This window comes from Sulfolobus tengchongensis (assembly GCF_036967215.1).
GTDB lineage: Archaea > Thermoproteota > Thermoprotei_A > Sulfolobales > Sulfolobaceae > Saccharolobus > Saccharolobus tengchongensis_A.
On the sequence record NZ_CP146016.1, the window covers coordinates 1,444,747 to 1,469,459 of the forward strand.

The 24,713-nt window shown below is 34.3% G+C and carries 22 protein-coding genes; 12 read left to right on the forward strand and 10 right to left on the reverse strand.

Features of this window, described 5'->3' with window-relative positions:
* Window positions 1-56: 56 nt before the first annotated feature.
* The 4 genes from V6M85_RS06920 (at window position 57) to V6M85_RS06935 (ending at window position 2,806) form a co-directional block, all read left to right on the forward strand.
* Window positions 57-686: a hypothetical protein gene (locus V6M85_RS06920; protein ID WP_338598263.1), complete on the forward strand. Its 630-nt coding sequence runs from the start codon at window positions 57-59 to the stop codon at window positions 684-686.
* A complete protein-coding gene (locus tag V6M85_RS06925; protein WP_338598265.1) occupies window positions 683-1,618 on the forward strand; it encodes a hypothetical protein in 936 nt (311 codons plus the stop codon). Before V6M85_RS06920 ends, V6M85_RS06925 begins: the two co-directional genes overlap by 4 nt.
* A 535-nt stretch (window positions 1,619-2,153) precedes the next feature.
* Window positions 2,154-2,384, forward strand: a complete 231-nt coding sequence (locus V6M85_RS06930) for a ribbon-helix-helix domain-containing protein (protein ID WP_338598267.1) — start codon at window positions 2,154-2,156, stop codon at window positions 2,382-2,384.
* A complete protein-coding gene (locus V6M85_RS06935; RefSeq protein WP_338598269.1) occupies window positions 2,381-2,806 on the forward strand; it encodes a type II toxin-antitoxin system VapC family toxin in 426 nt (141 codons plus the stop codon). The genes V6M85_RS06930 and V6M85_RS06935 overlap by 4 nt, the downstream gene beginning before the upstream one ends.
* 485 nt (window positions 2,807-3,291) lie before the next feature.
* Here V6M85_RS06935 and V6M85_RS06940 read toward each other — a convergent pair whose 3' ends face one another.
* Window positions 3,292-4,287 (reverse strand): alcohol dehydrogenase catalytic domain-containing protein, encoded by a 996-nt coding sequence (locus V6M85_RS06940; RefSeq protein WP_338598271.1) that lies wholly within the window; start codon window positions 4,285-4,287, stop codon window positions 3,292-3,294.
* Window positions 4,288-4,725: 438 nt separating this feature from the next.
* Here V6M85_RS06940 and V6M85_RS06945 point away from each other — a divergent pair, with 438 nt between their 5' ends.
* Both V6M85_RS06945 and V6M85_RS06950 read left to right on the forward strand, forming a co-directional pair.
* Entirely contained in the window at window positions 4,726-5,967 is a 1,242-nt protein-coding gene (locus V6M85_RS06945) for an amidohydrolase family protein (protein ID WP_338604666.1), read from the forward strand.
* Between the two features lie 351 nt (window positions 5,968-6,318).
* Window positions 6,319-6,945: a hypothetical protein gene (locus V6M85_RS06950; protein WP_338598273.1), complete on the forward strand. Its 627-nt coding sequence runs from the start codon at window positions 6,319-6,321 to the stop codon at window positions 6,943-6,945.
* Between the two features lie 29 nt (window positions 6,946-6,974).
* On the opposite strand, the gene V6M85_RS06955 is transcribed toward V6M85_RS06950, so the two are convergent.
* From V6M85_RS06955 to V6M85_RS06965, 3 genes are all read right to left on the reverse strand, one after another.
* Window positions 6,975-7,889 carry a fumarylacetoacetate hydrolase family protein gene (locus V6M85_RS06955; protein WP_338598274.1) on the reverse strand — a complete coding sequence of 305 codons (915 nt, stop codon included), beginning with the start codon at window positions 7,887-7,889 and terminating at the stop codon, window positions 6,975-6,977.
* A 31-nt stretch (window positions 7,890-7,920) separates the two neighbouring features.
* Complete coding sequence (locus V6M85_RS06960) at window positions 7,921-9,516, reverse strand: thiamine pyrophosphate-binding protein (RefSeq protein ID WP_338598276.1); 1,596 nt, start codon at window positions 9,514-9,516, stop codon at window positions 7,921-7,923.
* Between the two features lie 212 nt (window positions 9,517-9,728).
* Window positions 9,729-10,010 (reverse strand): heavy metal-associated domain-containing protein, encoded by a 282-nt coding sequence (locus V6M85_RS06965; RefSeq protein ID WP_338598278.1) that lies wholly within the window; start codon window positions 10,008-10,010, stop codon window positions 9,729-9,731.
* A gap of 741 nt (window positions 10,011-10,751) precedes the next feature.
* Between V6M85_RS06965 and V6M85_RS06970 the strand changes: the two genes are divergently transcribed.
* Entirely contained in the window at window positions 10,752-12,089 is a 1,338-nt protein-coding gene (locus V6M85_RS06970) for an MFS transporter (protein ID WP_338598280.1), read from the forward strand.
* A 44-nt stretch (window positions 12,090-12,133) separates the two neighbouring features.
* Here V6M85_RS06970 and glcV read toward each other — a convergent pair whose 3' ends face one another.
* The 3 genes from glcV to glcT are packed head-to-tail and all read right to left on the reverse strand — an operon-like array spanning window position 12,134 to window position 14,900.
* Window positions 12,134-13,192 carry a glucose ABC transporter ATP-binding protein GlcV gene (gene glcV / locus V6M85_RS06975; RefSeq protein WP_338598282.1) on the reverse strand — a complete coding sequence of 353 codons (1,059 nt, stop codon included), beginning with the start codon at window positions 13,190-13,192 and terminating at the stop codon, window positions 12,134-12,136.
* A 2-nt stretch (window positions 13,193-13,194) separates the two neighbouring features.
* Complete coding sequence (gene glcU / locus V6M85_RS06980) at window positions 13,195-14,046, reverse strand: glucose ABC transporter permease GlcU (protein WP_338598284.1); 852 nt, start codon at window positions 14,044-14,046, stop codon at window positions 13,195-13,197.
* Window positions 14,043-14,900, reverse strand: a complete 858-nt coding sequence (gene glcT, locus V6M85_RS06985; RefSeq protein WP_338598286.1) for a glucose ABC transporter permease GlcT — start codon at window positions 14,898-14,900, stop codon at window positions 14,043-14,045. Before glcT ends, glcU begins: the two co-directional genes overlap by 4 nt.
* A 177-nt stretch (window positions 14,901-15,077) precedes the next feature.
* On the opposite strand from glcT, the gene glcS reads away from it, so the two are divergent.
* The gene (gene glcS / locus V6M85_RS06990; RefSeq protein WP_338598288.1) at window positions 15,078-16,775 is read left to right on the forward strand and encodes a glucose ABC transporter substrate-binding protein GlcS; all 1,698 of its coding nucleotides are present in this window, start codon (window positions 15,078-15,080) and stop codon (window positions 16,773-16,775) included.
* An 867-nt stretch (window positions 16,776-17,642) separates the two neighbouring features.
* Here the strand turns inward: glcS and V6M85_RS06995 are convergent.
* Window positions 17,643-18,038: a putative metallopeptidase gene (locus tag V6M85_RS06995; RefSeq protein ID WP_338598290.1), complete on the reverse strand. Its 396-nt coding sequence runs from the start codon at window positions 18,036-18,038 to the stop codon at window positions 17,643-17,645.
* Complete coding sequence (locus V6M85_RS07000; protein ID WP_338598292.1) at window positions 18,035-18,736, reverse strand: creatininase family protein; 702 nt, start codon at window positions 18,734-18,736, stop codon at window positions 18,035-18,037. The genes V6M85_RS06995 and V6M85_RS07000 overlap by 4 nt, the downstream gene beginning before the upstream one ends.
* Window positions 18,737-18,831: 95 nt before the next feature.
* Between V6M85_RS07000 and V6M85_RS07005 the strand changes: the two genes are divergently transcribed.
* The 4 genes from V6M85_RS07005 to V6M85_RS07020 all read left to right on the forward strand — a co-directional run bounded on the left by V6M85_RS07005 (window position 18,832) and on the right by V6M85_RS07020 (window position 23,849).
* Window positions 18,832-20,595, forward strand: coding sequence for an ATP-binding protein (locus V6M85_RS07005; RefSeq protein ID WP_338598294.1), 1,764 nt, complete (start codon window positions 18,832-18,834; stop codon window positions 20,593-20,595).
* A 238-nt stretch (window positions 20,596-20,833) separates the two neighbouring features.
* A complete protein-coding gene (locus tag V6M85_RS07010) occupies window positions 20,834-21,025 on the forward strand; it encodes a hypothetical protein (protein WP_338598296.1) in 192 nt (63 codons plus the stop codon).
* Window positions 20,997-22,631, forward strand: a complete 1,635-nt coding sequence (locus V6M85_RS07015) for a hypothetical protein (RefSeq protein ID WP_338598297.1) — start codon at window positions 20,997-20,999, stop codon at window positions 22,629-22,631. Before V6M85_RS07010 ends, V6M85_RS07015 begins: the two co-directional genes overlap by 29 nt.
* 342 nt (window positions 22,632-22,973) lie before the next feature.
* Entirely contained in the window at window positions 22,974-23,849 is an 876-nt protein-coding gene (locus V6M85_RS07020) for a mechanosensitive ion channel family protein (RefSeq protein WP_338598299.1), read from the forward strand.
* Window positions 23,850-24,279: 430 nt separating this feature from the next.
* Here the strand turns inward: V6M85_RS07020 and V6M85_RS07025 are convergent, their stop codons facing one another.
* Window positions 24,280-24,591, reverse strand: a complete 312-nt coding sequence (locus V6M85_RS07025; protein WP_338598300.1) for a DUF4364 family protein — start codon at window positions 24,589-24,591, stop codon at window positions 24,280-24,282.
* Between the last annotated feature and the right edge of the window lie 122 nt (window positions 24,592-24,713).

The window sequence follows — 24,713 nt, forward strand, 5'->3', positions numbered from 1 at the left end:
TGTCATCCTTCATTAATAATAAATATATATAAGTTGGACTAACATATTTATCATTAATGGCAATAAAAATACTCGACGACCGAGAGATGGAAGTACTAGAACTATTGGTTACTCTTAGCTATGTAACATCCTACAAGTTGTCCAAGATTTCAGAAATTCCAACTGCATCCGTATGGAGAATACTGATTAGGCTGAAATCGTTAAATCTTGTAGCGAAACAAAATAAGGGATTCTTAATTACACCTAGAGGTCTCGTATTTGCATATTATCTGAGTAAGAAGCAATCTGTACGTTTCCAAGCACTTCAACGCCTTAAAGAAGCTTGGAAATATGATGGTTCAACAGAAGAGTTAAAAGGCTTTTTAGATGCGTTAAGCGACTTTTTGAAAAAGTATGAAATTTCTTTAATAAGTATATGCTTTAATCAGCCCCTCTCTGTGATAAGTTTAATGTTACCTAGAGCGAAGGAGTTAGATGAGTCTAGCCAACGCGTATTAGCTAGATTCATGATGAAGATGTTTCCTACGGTTACTCTTCCAAATGGATGCAAAGCAATTATAAGTTTTGATGAAAATGGAGAGCCATATGCATTGGCAACTGACTGCAAGGAAGAGGGTGTTCATATATTTCATAGATGTAGTCTGATTAGTAAATACTTTAAAACCGTAGAGGCCAAGAAACAATGATAGATCTACGTAAGCGATTTCTTAATAATTCCTCTGAGTTAATAAGGCGTGGGATTCATCCTAATGTGCTTTTGAGTGGATGTCAGAGAAAGACTTTACCTAGCTTTAAATTTACAAATTCTAATGGGGATACGAGTAGTGGAGATAATAGGTTAACGCTTTGTATGAAGATGGGAATGAGTGAAACTAAATATTGTGATTTCTTTTACCCGTATACTAAAGGAGATAATCTCTATGTAAAGGAATTTTTGACTAACAGCGGTAAAGGACTACTTCTTGCTGGTGCAGAGGGATTGCTCTTTGTCGATATTATGAATCCAGAGAGGAATAAGGAAATATTAAGATCTATACTATCAAATATGGTAACTGCGTGGGGCGTAGAATGGTATAGAATGGAATTTAAGAATGACTTGGCTGGTTTCGTATGGGGTTTTTCTGATAAAAAACCTCCAATAATCAAGGAAGGAATGTCCGTTGGATTAGTGAATAGACCAGGAGGATTAATGCCAGTAAAAGCGCTTTATAGGGCTTTAAACGGTTTAGCTGAATATTTCGAAAAAAGGGGTATTACAATAAATGACCTTCTTAAGCTATCTGAAGAGACTTTTAATAGGGCTACTAAGGTTCTAAATCTAACTGGAAACGTATTGCCCATAAACATTACAAGGCTTGGAACCACTAATATAAGAGATTTACTTTCAAATTTAGGATATCCTTTAGAAATCCGAATCCCTTCTCCTTGGTATGAGGATATCATGGAAATTATAAGTCCAGTTATTAACGATCCTTTGCAGTCAGAATTGATGATACTCTTAATAGGAGAAAGGAGAGAAGTTGAGTATGCTTTAGAAGAAGCCGAAAAACAAGGGTTTCCATCATTTCTTGTAGGGCACACCTTAGAAAAGGGAAGAGAAAGTAAGATATTACGATGAGATACGTCCAAAAAATTGTATAAGTTTTTTAAAAATTATTTCTATACGCTTTGCCTCTAGCATTTTATAAGCAGTTCATGATTTTACGACCTAGATAAATTTCATTAATCTCAGTTTTATTTGTTTAATTTTATATCTCCTTATAATGAATTTTATAAAGACGATATCTTATCTTAAATACATTATAAATTGTTTAGATGAGTAATTTTAGGTAATGTTTTTAACTTCTTTATTCTCAGATAGCCTCACAAACAGAATGGAGCAGTAGAAGAAGTTTTAAGCTAATTTTTAATGAGTTCGATTTAGGATTTGTATAGTAGTTAACAACAGAAAATCACCTTATTCCTTAATTAAAAATTAATATAAATTCTCTTAATCAATTTTTCTGCCTAAATAGCAAATAACTGGTTAACGTCAGTAAAGGATTGATACCATACACAACTAAATACTTTAAAGTCTACGTCAATTTCTGGTAAAACCCAATTTATGTTTTAGTGTGAAAACTCTTTTATTAGTATACGTCGAATAGTATACTATGAGTGAAGTCATTTCAATAAGGCTGAAGAGAGAAATAATTAAGGCTATTGATGAATTAGTCTCAGCAGGTGTATTTTCATCAAGAAACGAGGCATTAAATTTCATAATATCTGAGGGTTTAAAAGAAGCTAATGAGTGGAAGGACGCAATAGAGAAATCTAAGAAAGTTGCCCTGCCAATAATAGATAAAACTCTTGAAGATTTTTTAGCAGAAAGGGATAGGTATTGAAATATTTTGATACAAGTGTTATTATATTATCAATTCTTAACGACTATAGAAGAGAAAAAGCATTAAGAGAGTTAAGAAGTGGGGGAATTACCTCAGATTTAGGACTAATTGAGCTGGTCAGTTATTTGTCGAGAAATCTAAACGGTTCACCATTACCTTATGCAATAAAAATTCTCTCACAGTTTAACATAAGTGTAAGAAGTTTATTCAGTTACGCAAATACACCGTTAGGAAATATTCTCGAAGTATTTTACAATGGAATAAAATTAGCTGAAACCGTAAAGCTGAAAACTTTAGATTTACTCCATGTCAGCTATGCTATATTGTTAGGGGTTAATGAACTAATTACTGCTGATAAGGAATTCATTAAAGCTGAAAATCTGTTAAACGAGAGAGGGATTATTCTTAAAATCATAGAATAATTTAGTTTTAGTAAATATATAGTCTGTAACTTCTTGAAGTTTTAAGAACCTAGATTATTTGAAATTAACGTTAGTTGAAATGCTTTAGGAGCATCTGTAAACTATCATAGTTTGGCACGTTGTCGTTACTGCAGAGAGTATGAAAAAAAGTAACGTAAGTTTTGGAAAAACCCCCCACAAAGCATACTTGAAATGTTGATAATTCCTGGAAGCTTTATATGCTATTGCCTCTAGCAACCGAACTGATTCATGCTGTGAACTAGTGGAGCCTTTAAGCTAGTCTTTATATATTTTGAAAGCCAAGATATCAGTAATAACTCTCAGGAAATAGTAGTTTGATTCTCTCATAATATTCACATTATCGAATATTGCTGTAATTTATTGCATCACATTTCTCTAAAAGAATTTGATATCCTACAACATTTGTAATAATTTTATTTTACTATTGTAGCTATCCCGTGAACTGCTATAGAGAGTATAAAAACCTAGCTTACAGAGATAAAGATTCTTCCATCTCTCTGGTTAGAGAATAGTTCCCTTAGAGCCTCTTTACCTTCTTCCAATTTAAATGTCTTCCAGGTTTTCACTTTGCAATCCTTGCATAAATCTAACAATTCTACAAAATCTTTCCTATTTCCTCTATTCACTCCCAGTATGCTAATATGCTTAGCATAGAGTTGGCTTATATCAACTTTTACGCTCGCACCTAACAATGTACCGAAGGTAACCAGTTTACCCTTAACTCCAACCACTGAAAAGCTCTTATCCCAAAATTGTTCTCCTAGAGAATTCACCACTATATCAGCCATTTTTCCATTAGTGAACTCTTTAACCTTTTCCTCTACTTCATTGTAATCGACTATCAAATCCGCACCAAAATCCCTTAGCCAGCTTTTTCTCGAAACAGCTATTACTTTTGCACCAAACTTCTTACCTAATTGAACTAGAAACATACCAGTATTACCAGACGCTCCAAATATCACTAACGTTTGCGACGGTCTGAGATCAGCCTCCTTTAACGCGTGGTATGCAGTAAGTGCTGCCACGGTCAGACTAGATCCCATTTCCCAAGAATATTCGTTAGGTAATTTAAACACGTATTTTTCTTCTAGTGCTATGTACTCAGCCCATCCACCATTAGCGTCAACTCCTATTCTGCCACCATTTCTGCAAACAGTCTCATATCCGGCCATGCACATATCGCAAGTCCCATCAAAAATCCTTCCATAGATTGTAACTCTATCCCCAACTTTCACACTTTTCACATGTTCTCCTACTTTAACTACCTCACCACTAAATTCAACTCCGGGTATATGAGGTATTGGATTTACTTTTAGCCTTTCTACAGTGTAATAGTCCACTGGATTAACGCCAGCCATCTTAATTTTAATTAACACTTCATGGTTTCCTATGTCTGGGTCTTTATAGTCCGAATACCTTAGGTTTTCTATGCCGTTTTTATCGAAAACTAAAGCTTTCATCAATTTCAATTCCGCACTATAGTTAATAAGCTAACTTTCAAGACTAGTGTAGGGTATAAATGGATATCTTCTGCAGGTTATGTAGCTGGAGTAACTAGAGATTATATGCTGTGTAAAAAATCATGAGAAAGATAGTAGCAATTTTGCTAATTAGTTACCTCATTATTTTTTAACTTACTCCTAAGGTTACTTACTACCGAGGAGATATGACGTTTATTTCAATGGATGATTTATTAAAAATAACTTGAAATCAAGAATAATTGAGCCTTTTTATATGATATTTCCAGCTTGAATTAAGTGTCCTAAATCTATTTTCCGATTCGTTACTAAGGACATGAAATTATTAAGGCTATATGCTATCGCCTCTAACGACATAATAGTTAACATTGTAAATTCATAGGAGATAAACAATAAAATTAGGGATGTGAAATACTCTTACTGATGTTAATACGAAACGCCAAAACGTTAGACGGAAGATTAGTGAATATCAAGATCGAGAACGAAAAAATTTCTTGTATAGGTGAGTGCAAAGGTGATGATGAAATTATAGATGCCGAAAGTAAATTGGTCATACCACCCTACTTTAACATGCATTTTCATTTAGATAGCGCGTTTACTAGGGTAGTTAATAATAGCGGTACATTATGGGAAGGTATAAAAATATGGCAGGAATTAAGGGATAAGTTAACTGAAGATGAAGTAATAAAGAACGCCTTGACAGCAGTGAAATTAATGGTGACCTATGGAACTTTATGGATAAGAACACATGTTGATGTTACTGAGAAATCGTTTAAGCTTTTAAGGGCTATAAAGAAGGTTAAAGAGCAAAGTAAGGAAATAGCTGATGTGCAAATTACGGCTTTTCCACAAGACGGTATATTTACAGACAAGGGAAACGATGAAGTCCTCAGAAAAGCAGTTGAGGATAAAGAAGTAGATAATGTTGGTCTTATACCTCATAACGAAATTACCAGAGAAGACGGTGTTAGATCTGTAAAGCTGGCCTTTGAATTAGCTAAGGAGTATGATAAGGATGTGGATGGTCATGTAGATGAGACGGACGATCCTAACTCTAGATATTTAGAGGTGGTCGTAAGGGAGACTTTGAATAATGGATGGTATAATAGGGTTACTGCAGGTCATGTCACGGCAATGCATAGTTGGGATTCGGCGTATAGATTTAGAATCCTACCCTTTATTAAGAAAGCAGGAATAACAATAGTACCAAATCCTTTAATTAATATAACGTTACAAGGAAGATTAGAGGGATATCCTAAAAGAAGAGGTATGGCTCCAATAAAGGAGATGATGAGAGCTGGTGTAAATGTAGCATTAGGCCACGATTGTATTATGGATCCTTGGTATCCTTTAGGAATAGGCAATATGCTACAAGTGCTATTTATGGCAATTCACATTGATCAATTAACCGGGTTTAATGAACTCATCTCATCAATCAATTTAATAACTTTTAATGGGGCTAATGCTTGGCATGTAAAGGATTATGGGATTGAGGTAAGTAACACCGCTAATCTTCTAGTAACGGATGCTGATGACGTGTTTGATCTAATTCGCTTCATGAATCCTCCAAGATTTGTAATAAGAAGGGGGAAGATTGTCGCTAAGGAAGGTAAATATGTTTTATTTAATGGTAAATGGGAAGAAGTAAAAAGGAAACCTTAATCGATTATGATGTGGGTATGATTGCAGAAATTTACGGAAATTCCTTAACGCCTAAATTTTATAAAGGGACTCTTGCATTAGAGCCTTCATAAGAATAAAATCTGTGCCTTTTTCATCGAGACTACAGCTGACTAATTTTTCATCATGCATGTTCTCTCATATGCAAGCAATTGCAAATGGTGTCGCACTTACTAAGTAGCTGTTTCATCAGTAGTTTTATTTAATTAATGGAGACTATTACTAAGTTTAGGAATCATAAATGCGTAATTTATAACCATACCACATCTATATCTGACCTGCTCATATATCTTAAGAAGTTTTTATTAACTGCTTATGAAAAAGACTATCCATATGGACTTTGGGGTTTTCTTAGCCGCGTTAGGAATATCTCTTCTCGAATTAACAGAAGCCGGAGCTATAGCAGCAATATACCATAATATTTATAAGAATAATTTGCCCTTTATTTACGCAGCAATAGGTGTTGCGATAGTATTAATACCAACGTTCACTGTAGGTAGACTGATTTATCTAGTCCCATTGAACTATGTACTTTTAGTATCAGCAGTTATCTTATTCTACTTTGGTTATAGACTGATAAGGAGCGCGAGGAGATCTTTCAAGGGAATTAGGAAAAGAAGTGGAGAGGAAAAGGAAGAGGGAATATCAGTAGTTTTAACGGTTTCCGCTATCGAGGGATTAGAGGCTTCCCTAGTAATTTTAGCATTATTACCTCAAAGCTATATTTCAGCCTTGATGGGTACATTATTGGCAATAATGTTAGTGGTGATTCTCACTGCGTTATTGAAATCACAAGTGGCTAGGATTAGATTACCTCACCTGAAATTCGTTCTTTCGGCATTACTCTTTAGTTTAGGCACGCTATGGTTAGGTGAGGTAGTGTTTGATTTACCAGATATAATTTTACCGTTATTCTTTGTAGCCTATTTAGGGATAAATTATCTCATAGTGAAACTATAAATTAATAAATAATAACAAAGAATAAATAATTATTTTTCCTCTACTAAGTAGTTAGTCAATACCCCAATCTGGCTTATTTCAGCGTCAATCACATCTCCAGGCTTTAAATACTTCCCAGTTGCTAACGCTACTCCAGGGGGCGTCCCAGTAGATATTATATCCCCCGGTTTCAGAGTTATTCCATTTGATAAGTATTCTATAATTTGATCAATTTTGAATATCATATCCTCGGTATATCCCTCTTGTCTTATCTCACCGTTTACTCTTAATGTCAATTTCAATGAATGGGGATTTGGTATTTCATCCTTGGTAACTATCCATGGTCCCATTGGTGCAGCAGTATCCATTCCTTTACCATGAACCCATCTCATCCCATACGGAGATTCTGGAGGAAACTGCTTATCCCTAAAGCTTATGTCGTTAAAAACTGTGTAACCAAACACGTAGCTATAGGCCTCAGAAGATCTGATATACTTACCTCTTTTACCAATTATAACTGCTAATTCTATCTCATAGTCAACCTTTTGTGAAGCTTTAGGGTAAATTATAGGTTGTCTATGTCCAACTAGTGTGTTATTGAACTTGGTGAAGATGTATGGTTCTTTAGGCGGTGGTGTATTAGCTTCTTGACCATGAGCCCTGTAATTTACCGCTAAAAGAAAGATCTTTTCCGGATTAGGTATTGGAGGGTAATATATAACTTGATTGGGATCATAAGATACCTTAGCCTTTACCTCTCTTAAATCATTTAAGACCTTATTTATTAAGTAGAGTGCACCGTTACCTCCCTCAATAAGTTCCTTCATGTCATAGAACCAGTTTGGCGGTTTAGCGTCATATAATATTTCATAAGCCTTTGCTAAGTCAATTACTTTACCATTATCATAAACTCCTACTCTTTTAGCTTCTTGCGGAGTTGGCGAAAAGAGTAATAATTTGACCATAATGGTATCTTATTGTAAACCTTTATATAAATTATCTTCGCGTCAATAACCTAGATGGTATACTATTTGGGCTCACATGTACTCTCAGAACAGTGGGCATTTTAACTGACCAACTTACTGCTTCTTCAGCGGCCTTCTTTAGCTCTTCTCTATTCTTCACCTCTATAACCCTTACACCTATTCCTTCTAAAACCTTAGTATAATCTATGGGAAACACGTTTGTAGTAAAAGTAGCCCCATATCTGATGTTCTGATTCATCCTCAGAAAATGCTGTACGCCGTCTTCTACTAGAACTGTTAAGAAGCTAATCTTATTTTCGACAGCAGTAATTAGCTCATTAAAACATGCTTGAAAACCCATATCACCTATAATGCTTACCACTTGTCTTTCTGGAGAGGCAATCTTAGCACCTATCCCCGCTGGAATAGCAGAACCCATTGCGTTAAAGATTAGCGAATTAAAATAAGAATTAGGTTTGTAAACTTTTATATCCATAGCCATAACTTGATTAGTTCCCGCATCCGCTATAATTACCCTCTCTTCATCTAATGTTTCATTAAGAACCTTAGCTAAATAGTCGTGAGTTATCTCATTTTGAGGAAGATCAATTCTAGTACTCTCTTCGACTTTGTAATTCCACTTAGGTAATTTTTTTATTTTTTCTACGATTTCCTCTAAAAATGCCTCAGCACTAGCTCTTATTGTAATATCTGCCTTTATGGAAGTATTGAAAACTGTAATATCAGGATCAACGTGAAGTACTCTTTTTGGTAACTTTATACCCCATCTTCCAGTCTCAAGGTCATTGAAAGATGTACCTAAAGCAATTAAACAGTCTCCAGGAATCTCTTTAAGGCCAAATATTGTACCTGAGTACAAAGGATGATTCTCTGGAATACTTCCCTTTCCTCTTATAGTAGTTAGAACTGGGATGCCAAGTTTTTCTATATATGAAACTATATTAGATCGTGATGCTCCATATCCTAATAGAAGAATAGGTCTTGAACATTCATTTAGAAAATTTATAGCCTCTTTTAATTCATCTTCAGTCGGGTAGACCAGAGTCCTATTTACCCTCTTTATCTTACCATCCTCTATTTCACTTTTCTCATCTAGAATATCAACCGGAATTTCAATATATACTGGTCCCATTTTATCTTCGAGAGCTATTCTGAAAGATTTTTCAATAACTAATGGTATCTCATTTGGAGAGTAAACTCTAAATGACGCTTTAGTTATCTGTCTAGCTACTTCAAACTGCGCGTCATAATAGCCTATATCATGAAGTTGCCTTCTGTGTCTGTATCTAAACTCTTTATTAAACGAAATTAGAATTAAAGGTGAACCTTCTGAGTAAGCTTCGGCTAATCCAGTTAGAGAATTTGTGAAACCGGGACCATTAACTGAAATGAATATTCCAACGTTTCCCTTTAATCTAGCGTAATAATCTGCCATTATCGCTCCACCGTACTCTAATCTAGGCATGTAATACTTGATCTCTCCAATGCCTACTTTCTTTCTTAACTCTTCATATAGCGATAAACCATGTGTTCCGGGTATTCCGAAAATGTCAGTTACTTGAGACGATATTGCATCAATTATGAGTTCTGCAGACGTTTTGCCCATAAAGTAATATTGCAGATAACATAAATTAATTTAACTTTATATTGGTGATTGAGGTATTATCAGCGTAAAAGTCAATTATGAGACATCTTGATAATACGATTGACTTTAGGATAATTTAATGTTTGTAACGAGATTTTACCATTTCAATCTATTTAAAAATTTTTGCCTTTATTAGTTATTAAAGATTATTGCTAAATATAGTTCAATATCTATTAACTCTCCCAAATCGGTCTATATTCATGATAAGGTGTTTCATCTGAAGCCTCAGAAAGTACCTCTTCGATTTCCTTCCTAGTAATATTTCCCCTATATTTTAATATCACAAGTGCTTTAAGTTCCTTAAAATCAGGTTTAATCTCTATATCTTCCACACTTCCAATAGATTTCAATGCCCTTTTTACCTTATTAACACAATTATTGCAGTAGACTCCCGAAACCCAAAATCTTAGTTCCCCTATGTTTAAATTTTTTAATACCTTATCGATTTCTGACATATGTTAATATTAGTTGTTAATCTTAATAAACTTTATATTACATAGAACGTGGATATACGTAAGTAGTTTCTCTTAGATTGTTGGTAAAGGGTAAAAAGCAAGTCGCGTAATGTGAGAGATAAAAGTTTAAAATTTTTTTTCCGTTTTTATGATAGCTATAAATGCTGTATATAACTTAATTGTGAATATGATAAGAGTAATTCCTGCATTTATTAAGAATTGAATTATTTATAGGATATAGTAATGTTATATATGTTATTTTTATATTTTCAAAAAATTCAAAAGGTCATTGCATCGCACTCTTAAAGAAATAATTAATTTCAAAAAAATTATTAGGAGAATGTGATTACAAGTTGGTGGTGTTCAGTAACAGTAGTGGAATTCGAACGTAACATTAAAACTGATGAAAAGTTATACCAAATAAAATTTAATCGTAACTTTTGAAAGAAAAATACACTTAATGCATAATATTACGCAATTAAGGATGGGAAAAGTCTTATATCGATCTAAAAGTAGCACTGAATTTCATGACTATGATCGAATACCCCGTTTTTAGGTGAGGTTTACTCTCTGTTATTTTATCGATGATACTTTTTCTCGAATTTTTTAAATATAAAAACGATAAATTAAATTTAAAAATATTAGTATATTTAGTTAGTTTGATTCATAATAAGTCATAATCCGCTCTAGCTTCAAATTAAAAGTAGTTTTTTATTTTTGCTCAAAAATATACAATGTAGAATGGAGCCTGAAAGGTTTAGTTCGGACTCCGCAAAAGCTATCATATCGCAGTTCGTAGGATTTCTCTTAGATTCCTATGATTTAACTATGATCTTAAGCATAGCACCAGTGTTAGCTAAAGTTCTCTTACCCCCAGAATCAGCACTTTTAGCAACATTTAATGTGATTCTCTCTTACTCTCTTACTATAATATTTAGGCCGTTGGGATCTGCAATATTTGGGAATTTAGGAGACAAAATAGGTAGAAGGGCTGATCTAATAATCACAGTTATAGGATTGGGGTTAGCTAGCGCGTTGACTTCGGCATTACCAACATATGCCCAAATAGGAATATGGTCATTCATATTATTTGTCTTAATTAGAATAGTAGTAGGAATATTTGCGGGTGGCGAGTATTCAGCTGGACATCCATTTGCCATGGAATGGACACCCTATAAGTGGAGAGGGTTAATAAGTGGTCTAGTACAAGGAGGTTTCTCATTTGGTGCTGCCCTAGCTGCAGTAGTTGAAGGTGCTTTCATAGATATTTATGGGTTATCTGGAGTAGAAAATTTCGCATGGAGATATGTTTTCTTAACAGCATTAGCGCCTGCGGTAATAGCACTAGCAATAAGACTATCCATGAAGGAAACTCCAGTGTTTGAAGACGTTAAAAATAAGAATTTGATTAGACGAACGCCATTTTTCGACTTATTCAGAAAGCCCTATAGAAGAGACTTCTTACAAGTAATGTTGTACATGACTGGCATGTTCTTTTTCGCATATTCATTATTTGCATATGTACCAGCGATATTAGAGCATCAACCTTCTACATTCTCACTAGGTACAGCAGAGACCATATATTCATTCGGTACTTATGCAGCTTTTGCGGGTGCTCTTTTCTTTGGAGCAATGTCTCAGTATTTAGGAAGAAGAAGATTAACTATAATATGGGCAATATTAACTTTCATACTGTCAATTCCAGTATATTACTTACTATTTAACTCTGCTAAGGTTGGTAATTTCGTCATAGCATCTCTAGCATCAATACTTATAGGTATAATAACTCAAGGACCATGGGGGATAATACCGATATACCTTTCTGAGAGGTTTAAGGCATCTATGAGGGCTTCTGGAGTGGGATTTGGTTACTCTTCTGGCATATTCATAGGAGGTTGGTTTAGTATTTACGTGCCATTAATGCATAATTATCTATTCACTTCTATCGATACTCCAACTAACATATGGTTTTCCACAGCTGTACTATTAATGATAGGTGCTGTATTAGTAGGAATTGGACAGTATATAGGACCAGAAACATTAGGAACTAAATTAGTTGAAGAGTCTCAAAAGGTTTGAAAAAAAGTTAAAATTATTTTTTATCTATCTTTTTTGTTTAAAAATTAAACTTCAAATATCTTTATTTTATCTTTTCTCACGTACACTAAGACCTCATCACCAGCACTCATTGGATGATCAGAATAGGTTACAATTTCCTCCTCAGAATTTAAAGGACTCACCGTAATCCTAAACAACCCCCCTTGATACCCCACAACCTTTACCCTCCCCTTACCAACTAAAACCCAACCATCATCCCTAACCACATCCCTAGACAATTTAACATCCTCAGGCCTAATACCAATCACAATCTTATCACTTTGAACACTTATGGGGAACTTAAAACTACCCACCACAACCCCCTCATTCGTAACCTTACCCTCCAACTCATTAATCTCCCCAATCAAACTAGCCACTTGAACAGACACTGGCTTCTCATACACCTCCTCCGGCCTACCAACTTGAACAAGCCTACCCTTAACCAACACCCCCACCCTATCAGCAATAGCGAAAATATCAGCAGGATCATGACTCACTATAAGCAAAGTAACACCCAACCTACTCTGCACCTCCTTAACCAAAGCCCTCGCACTATCCCTCATCCTCGCATCCAAATTACTAAAGGGCTCATCCAATAACAACAACGAAGGATCCTTAACCAAAGCCCTAGCAAGTGCAACCCTCTGCTGCTGACCCCCCGACAACTCCCTAGGATAATGATTAAGAACATGATGAATATCCAAAATCTTAGCAACCTCCTCAACCCTCCTCCTAATCTCATCCTTACTCATCCTCATATTAGTCAAAGGAAACGCAATATTCTCAAACGCAGTCAAATTAGGATACAAAGCCCAAGTCTGAAAAACCATACCAATCTTCCTATCCTCAGGCGGAACAATCAACCTCCCGTTCGACGCAACCAACCTATCATCAAAGTAAAGCTCACCACTAGAGGGAACATCCAAACCAGCAACTATCCTCATAAACGTAGTCTTCCCAGCACCACTAGGACCCAAAATTCCAAACCTTTCACCATTCTCAATAATCACACTAACATTATCTAACGCAACAACCCTACCTCTCTTAAAAACCTTAGAAATACCCTTAGCAACAATTCTAACCATAATTACACCCCTTTGCCTCCACCACCTAATGCGATTAAACCTCTTATGAAATATCTTCCAAGAAATATAAATATTGCTAGTGGTATTATGCTAGCTAACATTGCTGCAGCAAACGTATCATTATATAATGTACCATATCCTCCAGTGTAAGACTCAACTGCAACCGATATTAATCTCATACCTGGTGTAGTTACCAATACTAATGGTATAAAGAAATTATTCCAAGATTGTATTATTATGAATATTAGAGTAGAGATAAAACCCGGTAAAGAGAGCGGGAAAACAATTTTTATAAATATCTTAAGATCTCCAGTTCCATCCATTTTAGCGGCTTCTACTAGACTTCTAGGGATAACCGAAATAAACATTGACATCAGTAATGCTCCAGTAGGTATATAGAAAATCAGCATAGCAAATATTATCCCTATATAAGTATCTAGGACACCCATACTTACTATTAGCCTTGTCAAGGGTATTAAAGTGGCTTGATATGGAATAAAAGTGGCTAATGATATTAATGAAAATAATACGTCACTGATAGTTGATGATAACCTACTAAATGAATATGAAAGTGTATAGAAGAAATATGCACCCATCGCTCCTAAGAAGGCTGAAACTAAGGAGGTCGGTATGACAACTATCAAACTGTTTAACAATGGCTTCGCTAATGTGCCAAATACTGAAATATATGCACTAATAGAAAATACATGCGGAGGTACTAGTACAGGTGTAGATAAAACTTCTAGATTACTCTTGAAGCCATTTATCACCATCGCGTATACTGGTATTAACCATATTATGCTTATTATTGCTAGTACTAAGTAATGCAAAGTAGCCCTTACTACTGGTCTCATTTCCTTATCCACCTCCTGATTATAATTAAGGCATATGGTATAATGATAACAGTAGCTATTAATGTGATTATGGTAGCTACGGCAGTTGCTTGAGAGAAGAACTCTACGCTAAATAGGTAATACATATACACTACGGCAGTTTGTAGAAAAATGTTAGTTGGACCCCCCGACAAGATATAAGGTAGACTAAATATTCTGAAGGAAAATAAGAACAATAATGCAGTCGCAATGACAAACGAATTAAAGGAATTAGGGATAAGAAGTCTATATAGTATCTTAAAGGCACTTGCACCATCTAATCTCGCAGCCTCTACTATGGTCTTATCTATGTTCATAAATCCTGCTAGATAGAACAATGCTGCTATACCAGTATATGCCCAGACTGATATTAATATAAGACTAGGGAACATAGTTGAAGTTGATGAAAGCCATGGAAATTGTGGTAGTCCAATTTTAACCAATAACCAGTCTATTCCTATGTTTATATTATATAACCATAACCATATTAGACCATTTACCGCCATTGATATAGCCAGTGGATATATTATAATTGACATGAAAACAGACCTAGCTTTATTAGAGCTCAAAAAGTAAAGTAAAGCTGCTAAAAGAATCCCTAAAACATTCCCTATAGCCACTAAACTAGCTGACAATTCTAATGAGTGAGCTAACGAATTGGTAAATTGAAAAGCCTTTATTACATTTGCATATGTTTGTAAACCTACAAAAGTTGGCTTAGGATTTAGTAACGACCAATTCATAAATGATACTACAGCATTCCATACCACTAAATAGAGTAGTATAGCGGAAAAAAATGCTGTGGGAATAACAAGAACTATTGTCCCCTTTTTCATCAAGATATAAGTATATTAGGAGACGTATAAATTAATATGTAGAATATTTGTGATACGAAGTCTACTATTCACAGAGAAATATTAAATTATTGATAATTGGTGTTAAATATAATATATTTAGCTAAAAAAGAATCATGAAAAAACTTTATTAAGTATGATTGAGGGTATTAGGATTGTATGAGGAAGTATCCATATAGTTTGATTAGGGGGTTATCTTCAACACAAATAGCAATAATAGTAGCAGTAGTGGTAATAGTTATAGTAATAGGAGTAGTTGCTGGATTACTACTAACAAGAAAACCAACACCAACAGTAATAACAACCACAACAACCTTCACAACAACTACAACAACAAGTATTACCACAACAACAAGTATTCCAACTACTACAACAACCACTGGACCCCTAGTATTTTACACATGGTGGGCTACGGAAGGAAAAGTAGCCCTTAATCATCTGATTCCGGCATTTGATAATGCTACTGGGTTACAGCTTCAACCAAACGTAGTACCTGGAGCTGGAGGTACAAACGCAAAATATGCAATCCTGGCTTTAATTGAAGCAGGAAAACCACCGGCTGCGTTTCAAGTTCACTTCGGGCCAGAAATGGTTAGTTACGTTGAGGCAGCACCAAATGGAGTGAACTCATTCGTTAACATGACTCCTTATGCAGAGAACTGGGGATTAATGAATAATTCAGTTTATGCAGTATTGCAGGCAGGTGCATTTAACGGTACTTTACTATCAATACCAGTAAACGTTCATAGGGGTGCGTTATTGTGGGTTAATATGCAGTTGCTTAGAGAATATAATCTACCATTCCCCTACAACTTCAGTACTCTAGTATATGATACAGTGCAATTGGCAAATCATGGCATACATCCATGGATAGTACCGGGAGGAGATGGAGGATGGGATCAATTCAACCTATGGGAAGACATATTCCTATACTTAGCAGGACCACAATTGTATAACGAAATGATTTACGGAACAATCAATTTCAACAACGCAACAGTACAAAAATTAATAAATGAGACAAACTATTGGTTCCTAAACTTCACAAGCTACGACTACCCAGGATGGCAATCAATGACGTGGACACAAGGACTAACACTACTAGTACAAGGAAAAGTCGCATTCCAAGCAAATGGGAACTGGCTCACGAATTATGCTTATGACTTCTTAAACACCACAGCCTACCCACCACTACCACAATACATAAACAACTCAAGCGTAACACTAATCGAAACACCATTCCCAGGAACACAACACTATTATGCTTTAGTTATAGATTCTATTGGAATTCCAGTAGGACCTCAAGAACAACAAGCATTACAGTTAGCCCACTTCTGGTCATCCTATCAAGGTCAACAAATATGGACAAAGTGGAAGGCAGTTACTTATTACAAGAATGCTACGGACTGGTTTAATACTCCTGCTCAGTGGTATGATTATCAGCAGTTGCTTAATACTTCTGAGCAGGATTTCGTTTATCAGTTGTCGGATGGTGGTGTTTTTGATGACGTTTTTGCCCAGATTAATTCTGGGTTGTTGACTTTGCAGGAGGTTGGTCCTGCTGGTTTGTCCGCATGGAATTCCACATTGGTTTCTGCGATGCATGAGGAGGAGAGTGAGTGGTTGGCTGCGGCTAAGCTAGGATTGGGATATTTGGGCTTCCCTGGTCATCCATTTGCTGGTTATTATCCACCATGGGTTACGAACCCAACTGCGTATGGATTGAAGCCTACTAGTCATGAGGTTAGTAGTGGTGTTAGTATGGGTCAAATATTGCCAATTATGTTAATAAGTGTTGGTGGAGGATTATTGATAAGTGAGGCTGTAATTTCAAGGTATATAAGGTTCCCCAAACTTTAAAGATATTTTTCTTTTCTTTTTCATTGTTTATAATTATTTTTTCTTTGGAACCTTGTGTGTATATCTTGTATGAAACACTTGTTATAGAGTATAAATATTCGTAACTGAATTTAAACAGCGATTTACCGTTTCAAAAAAGCTTAAACAAAGAATATACATAATTTATATTGAGAAAAATATCTTAAACATATGATATATCATTATGCAAATTAGTTTGTAGAGTTTCTAAACAGTTAACGTTAAAATGCCATAATACCAACGATAGTGATGTCCTCTGAGAAAAGGAAATATATTATATACAAGTTACAAAAATGTGTGGAGAAAGTTTGTTAAGTGTGAATGAATCGTCATAACATTTTTAAATGGAAATTTTTGAAACGATGTTATAGACCTCAGAATCAACTGTTCACAATGGCAATTCTATCAATCATAATTGTCAGAATGTGAATGTAAAGTTGATTCATTAGTTCTGGAGCCTATAGTTGAAAGGTATATGAGCGCAAAAACCACTTATATATAAGTATGGTTTTGAGGATCATCATGATTATATAAGAACTATACAATTTATATGAGGGTCGAGACGACCTTATTCATCGGGTTTGTATAACTCAAACCCGACTAATATGTTTTATATGAGATTGTAGGAGGTGAAACATATAATGCCTTAAGCTGGATAAAATTACTTTACTAAAGTATAAGTTTGATAAATAAAGTATTAGCATACTATGTTTTGTTATTAAAGAAAATTTATAAGTTAGCAGGAGGAGATAATAATTATGTGTTACGAGAAATATGAGAAAGCTATGATACAACAAAGAAAAGCTAAGAAACAGCAGAAAGTGATCGCACCAATATCCGCTAGATAAATTATCTACAGTTTTTGTTTTTATTATATTTTAGTTTGATATATTTTTTATATAATTTGTTAACTTCCTTACTGTTTACTTTATCTCCATGTGGTCTTAATCCACCGCTAAACTTGATAGGAATATGAAGAATTTCATGTATCATAACCTTGATTTTATTCTCTTCTGATAGTTTATCAAATTTTTCTGAGATGAGTTCTATCACATAAAGTGGTTCTAAGTCAAAAGTTTCTAGGATAGCTTTAGGAACTGCCCAAATTCTCGCCACAGCCTTTGTATTGGAGCCATAAGAGTAAACTACCCTCACTCTATCCAAATCTATGTGATCTAATTTGAGTGTGTCTACGATATCCTTTAATAGTTCTTCTTCTTTTTTGGATCTAACGTATTTTATCATATGTTTAAGTTCAATATTATGTTAATCAATTTATCTACGATAATACTTAATATCTTCGCACCTAGATTTTCATCAATTCGCACTTTCATTCCGCTATTTAGAACTCCGAATTCATTTGATTCCTTACTAGAATAGTAAATAAATGCGCCTTCTTTAACTTCATAGTTTTTTATTTCATCGATCTTCTCGATTCTAACAAGTTTTCTGTTTATTGTGTAAATTTTAGACGTTTCGATACTACCTGCATGAAGGTCGTTTACATTGAACATATTCCTTTCTTCTTCATCAAAAGTATTGAAAACTATTACTTTGGCGTCATTATGTTTCATGTTAAATTCTCTTTGAACTAATGGAAGAAAGTATGTATTACCACCATGCCCATTAACAATCACGATTCTTTTCAATCCTAAATCTGTGGCAATACTTTCTAAAATATCTCTAAATAATGAAATTGCAGTCTGGAATGTTAGGGTGACAAATGGGAATCCTTTATGTTCCAAGGAAACACCATAATATATTGTAGGAAAAAGAAGTACTCTATCCCTAAGTTTCTCTTCTACTTTAGATGCTACATATTCCGAAATTATACTATCAGTTCCCATTGGCAAATGGGGTCCATGTTGTTCGATACTACCAACTGGTATTAATGCTATCATATCCTTTTTGATCTCGTCTCTTGTAATCTCTATAAGCTTCATATAATCAAAATGAGTCTTATCCAATGATAGATAAATATTGCTGTTATTTGGTTATCACGTAAAGATAAAAATATCAAAAAGAATATATTAATGATATGGCCTCCTCGAGTAACAGTTCAACAATACTGATAGGATTAAGTAGCAGTACTTTGCAACTAATTCTGGAGATAATACTTACAATACTCTTCTTCCTTGTTCCCATAATTTTCTGGATATATTTCTCTAGAAGAATGATGATGGGAAATAGGGGAAGTTTATCTAGAAGCAATAAGCCTAGGATTTACGTTCCTAATATAAGATGGGATGAGGTTTATGATTTGAAGGAGGTTAAGATGAGGTTAGAGGAAATAGTCAAGATGGTTCAAGATGGTAGAGCATATGGGGTTATTTTATTTGGTCCTCCTGGAACTGGAAAGACTACTATAGCTAAGGCTTTAGCGAATAAGTTAGGCTGGGCCTATTTTGAACTAAGACCAAGCAAGATATTGAGTAAATGGTATGGAGAAAGTGAGTTTCTTCTAGATAATTTCTTTGATCAAGTTGAATTAAATACGCCTTGTGTGGTATTTATAGATGAACTAGATAGTTTAGCAATGAACAGACAAACTGATTTGCATGAAGTAACGCATAGACTCGTTAATATATTGCTAATGCGACTTCAAGATTTGCACGATAAAAACCTGAGAGTTCTGATTATAGGAGCGACTAATGTGCCGCAGGAAATCGATGAGGCTTTTCTGAGGCCTGGTAGATTCGATGAGGTGATTTATGTTTCGTTACCGAATGAGGAGAGTAGAGAGGAAATATGGAAAGGATACATAAAGAGGGATGGAATTGATTATAAATTGTTAGCTAAGAAAAGTGAACGATTTTCTCCCGCAGATATTAAAAATATTGTAGATAGAGTAATGAGTAAAAACAATAACCCTAAAACTGAGGATTTCGTAAGAGAGATTGAAAATTACAAGCCTTCTATTCAACTTTCCACTGTGGTTAAATTCGAGAACGTTGCTAGAAAATATGAGAGAAGCAAGCTGATTATTAAGACTTATGGTGTTCCTAATGTGACATGGAATGATTTGGGAGATCTGGAAGAGGTGAAGAGGATAATAAGGGAATCAATAGTGTTACCAATCACAAATAAGGAATTCGCCGAGAAATTGGGAATATATCCAGTAAAAGGTATATTACTTTATGGTCCTCCTGGAACTGGAAAGACCAGTATTGCGAGAGCCCTAGCGAATGATTTAAGGTTCAATTTCATAGAAATTTCTGGAGAGGAAGTGAGTAGTGCTGGTCCTTTAGATGCTCCAAAAATAATAGCTGAAAAGTTTTACGTTGCTCTAGATAATTCACCAGCTATTATATTTATAGATGAAATAGATATGATAGCTAGAAATAGGATGGCTAATGAATGGAGGAATGCTTTAACGGAATTATTAAGACAAATGGATGGCTTAAGGGAGATTCACAACGTGATAGTAGTAGGAGCTACAAATAGGCCTTGGGATCTAGATCCTGCAATACTAAGAGCTGGAAGGTTCGATAAGATAATTTATGTTCCACCTCCAAATAAAGAAGGAAGAGAGAAAATACTAGAAGTATTAACTAGAGATTTTACAGTAAGTAAGGAAGTAATTTCTAAGGTTGCAGAAATTACAGAATACTATACTCCAGCTGACCTAAAACTCATTATCGAGGAAATTAAGAGGAATTTATTGAGGGAGGCTTCTCAAAGTGGAAACTTGAGGACAGAGATAACATTAGATGATTTCTTGGAAGTATTAAAGAGAGTTAGACCAAGTTTAGATGCACAAACATTAGCACTTTATGAGAAGTTCGGGTATGAAAGAAAGTGAAAAGATTACACTATATATCAGTATATCTAACAATTTTCTTCTTAACAAAGTTTTGATGAAGATGATGTATATTGTAATTACAGTCTAAAACTTCTAACTAAAAATCGAGCATGAAATTTTACGGCATGTCTTTATATCCAGATGTAAGTAAGAGAGATAGATTTTACTCATGGAAAACAGAATTGTTTTTACGCTTATGAGAAAAGATTTAATTTTAAGATTTACATCAACTCTTATTGTGAAAAGCTGGATAAAGGCGCTACTTGGTATTTCGATCCTTTTGATTTTATTTGAGGCTCTAATTCTTTACAGTATTGACCTAGTTTCATATCCTTTTCTGCTTTATTCCTCATTTCTATACTTCCTTTCTCTATTACTTGCACTTTATCTAGGTGATTTCAATGAACGTAAGAGGGCTAAGAAGAAATGATATTATTTACCCAGCGATATTCGTAGTAATTTTCTTGATAGCCTTAAGAAATTATTTGGTATCTCCTCCTTATACTCTAGGAGACACAACTATACTTTCACAATCAAATCCCGGTTTATATTCCCCATTTGCTACAATACAATATTATCTATCTCTCATCTTAGGTGAAAATAGTTTAATAAAATTGTTAAATTTCCTTGCATTCATCATAGCTCCCATTAGTATTTATTTTACATTAGGACGCAAAAATGATATAATCAAGAATCTAGTTCTCCCGCTAATTTTTACGTTAAATCCCTTTGCGTTATCAATTTTTTATGCTGGAGATGGTGAAAGTGTATTATTAGTATACTCTCTTCAACCTTTAGTATTTTATCTAACATATAAAATGCTAACAGATGAGAAAAATATTAATAAGTATTTTATTTACTTATCAATAGTAGAAGTTATAGGGCAAATATTCTTCTTTCAGATGTTTTTATTTTCCTTCTTCTTTCAACTACCTTTAATACTTCTTTCAATACGTGAGAAAAAATACATCTTCTTTATTTATCCCATTTTAGCTGATTTTATAGGTTTTCTTTCTGAGGTATCAGAGGAAATAGGGCTTTATATCGGAGTAGTTCCTAGTGTTTTAGTATCGCCTGCTAATACATTAACTAAATTGGGATTAGCTTATTATTCTACTGTAGTATCAGCTCTCTTATTTGCAATTGCTATAATTACAATATTTGTTTATAAGAATAAATATTCGCTGGCGTTAATGAGTTCAGTTGGTTTCTTATTGTTAATTTACGCTATTTTACAAAACTTCACATTTCATATCCCCGTTATATCGGCATTATTAGCTGCAATTACCACTTTTCAGACAAAAGTTTATTTAATAAGCTTTGGATTAATTGATCTTAGTTTATTCTATTTGAGAAAAACTAAAGAGTTAATAGTTCCGCTACTTCTATTAATGTTGATAGTACTATTGCCAAATACTGGAGGTTTACAAGCAACTACATATTCGATTTTTTCATTTAAACCCCAACCAATACCTAGTTGGTATTATGAGCTATATGATTTCCTTTCACAAAACGCTCCAGGAAACGTTTATTCCACTACCGCTCAGTACCCATACTTACAATATTTACCCGGGTTCAGTGGTTTTATTCCCGGTTTAGATTTCATACATAACTTAACATCTAATCCATTTTATGGAGCTAAGTTTATACTCTCCTCATTTCAGTTAAATGATCCTTCACTTGAATTGGTTAAAACATTTGGCCCTATTCTAGTATACTATAATCAAAATTACACCGGATTAGTACACTATCTTAATGGTACTCCAGTTTCAAACTATAGTATATCAAAAGGAGAGATAATAGTAAGTGTACCTAAAGGCAATTTACCCGTAATAGTTTCATTGCCATATTCAAAGTTTTGGACTAATGCAGAGAACTATAATGGTTTTCTTGAACTTACAAGCACCATATCCTATAACTGGTTAGTGGGGTTGGAATATAAGCTGTTCTTTGTAAGTTTACTATTCTTCATTTTACCCTTCGTTATGCTACTTTTAGAAAAAACTCCCATGAAGGATCTCATAGTCGGCCGCTGACACGGCCTTCATTCTCAACCTCCATGGGTATCTAAGAGTATTTATGGTTGTATCATTATTATATATTTAATCTTAAAGTGATGGTGATTATATGCTATGAAATTGAGATACTATCGTAGCTACTGTAGTTAATTTACGAGGAGAATTGTTTTTCAGATTAGAAAAGAACTCTTATTTTATATGCTATTAGTGCTTGGTATATTATATTAATATTGATTATATCTATGATAACTTAATGTCATCTTCTAACTTATAATCTTTACAAAAAAGTGATAGAATTAAGTCCTATTGCAATCGAAAGATCTAAAAACATTTATTACCCTTACATGTAGTTTTAACAGTATGGACTATAAACCCTTCATAAAGATCCTTATAACTTTAGTAATATTGGCATTAGTGGATTATTTAGCTAGCGTTATCCTAAAGACACTTGTATTTTACTTTCCTAAAATATCTGCCTATGCTGGCGACGCGTTTACTGCAATAACAGTTATTATAATAGCCATAGGAGGATTCTACATAATAAGAACGCTTCAAGGACTGATTTATTCTCAATTTTTAATAAAATTGGAGAGAGGAACTGCGTCCACCATAAAAGTAGCGCTTGATATAGTATTTTATACGATCCTGGTCCTTGTAATTTTGGCAGCATTAAAGGTAAACTTAACTGGAGTACTGGTAGGTGGAGCAGTAGGTGGTATTGTTATAGGTTTAGCAGTTCAGACTATTGCCCAAAATGTATTATCTGGAGTACTTGTAACTGCAAGTAAGACCATAAAGGTAAACGATTCAGTTTCCTTAATATCATGGATATGGGGAAATCCAATAATTGGAGAGGTAAATAAGATTTCAATACTCTTTACAGAAATAAAGACCATCTACGGTAATATTATACGAATACCAAATTCTGCATTTCTAGGCAATACTGTATTTCAAAAATTGGAATCTGAGCACTCTCTAACATATCCCTATCAGTTGCTTGTAAATGCGGACGTTTCAGCTAATGATTTAATAGATTTAGCGAGATCGTATATTCAAGATTCATTTTCTAAGCTTAAAACATCATTACCTGAAGTCTATTTTACGGGCAAAAACGGAGGTACGAATTCTTTTACGGTAATTTTGCACTTTGATAACTTAAGCCAATTAAACGATTTATTAAATGCAGTTAATAGGGCTTTTGATAAGGCCTATTGGGATCTTAAGAAAAGGGGTTAAATACACTAATATTGGAGATTAAGGGGCTGCAAGTCCATCCGTAAAATAACTAACCCCCTAAAGTGTAAATGCCTATGTGATATTTTCCTTACAAAACCCTCTACAGCGGTAAAAGTAAGCAGGGACTTCTTATGGACCCAAGACCTCCTCTGCGCGTGGTGCTAATGAATTAGACGGAATCTCAGCTGTGGCTTGGCTGAGAAGCAGGCGTGTGGTGAGAGAATTCTACATCAGCTGGGGTGGAGCAGTTTACTCTTAGAGGGTAATTATGAGTTACGTTAATTATTTTTGAGATTCACTTAGTTTAACAGCTATTTAAACTCACGTTCTCATCTGAAGCCGCAGTAATTTAGAAATACCAACTAATTTATTCAAGTCAAAGCAAAACAATAATAAATCATAAATATAAAAACTGGTATAATATAAAATTTTACTGACTTACCTTTAGAAGTTCAATAATCTTCTCTCTAGCCACATTCAGATTTTCTCTTATTTTTAGGAATTCTTCAATGTGCACCATTAATATTTTACCCTTTTCCGTAATTTCGTACATTTTACGTCCATTTTCGGTTTTAGAAGTTAAAGCACCGATTTTTATTAATTTATCAAGATATTTTTGGGCTACAGTATAATTTATGCCAGCTCCATAAATTACTTTTGTCACGCCACACTCTTGATTACAACTCTTCAGTATATCAAGCATTATTTCCATTGTTCCTCTTTTACGTCGTTCAACAGGCATAATATAATATATGATAGGAAGTTTATAAATATTATCGGAAAATTTTTTCATTAAGAGGATATTATAGGAATATTGTGAGGTTTAGAATACTGAGTTAAATTCTAATATGGCTATTATATTCA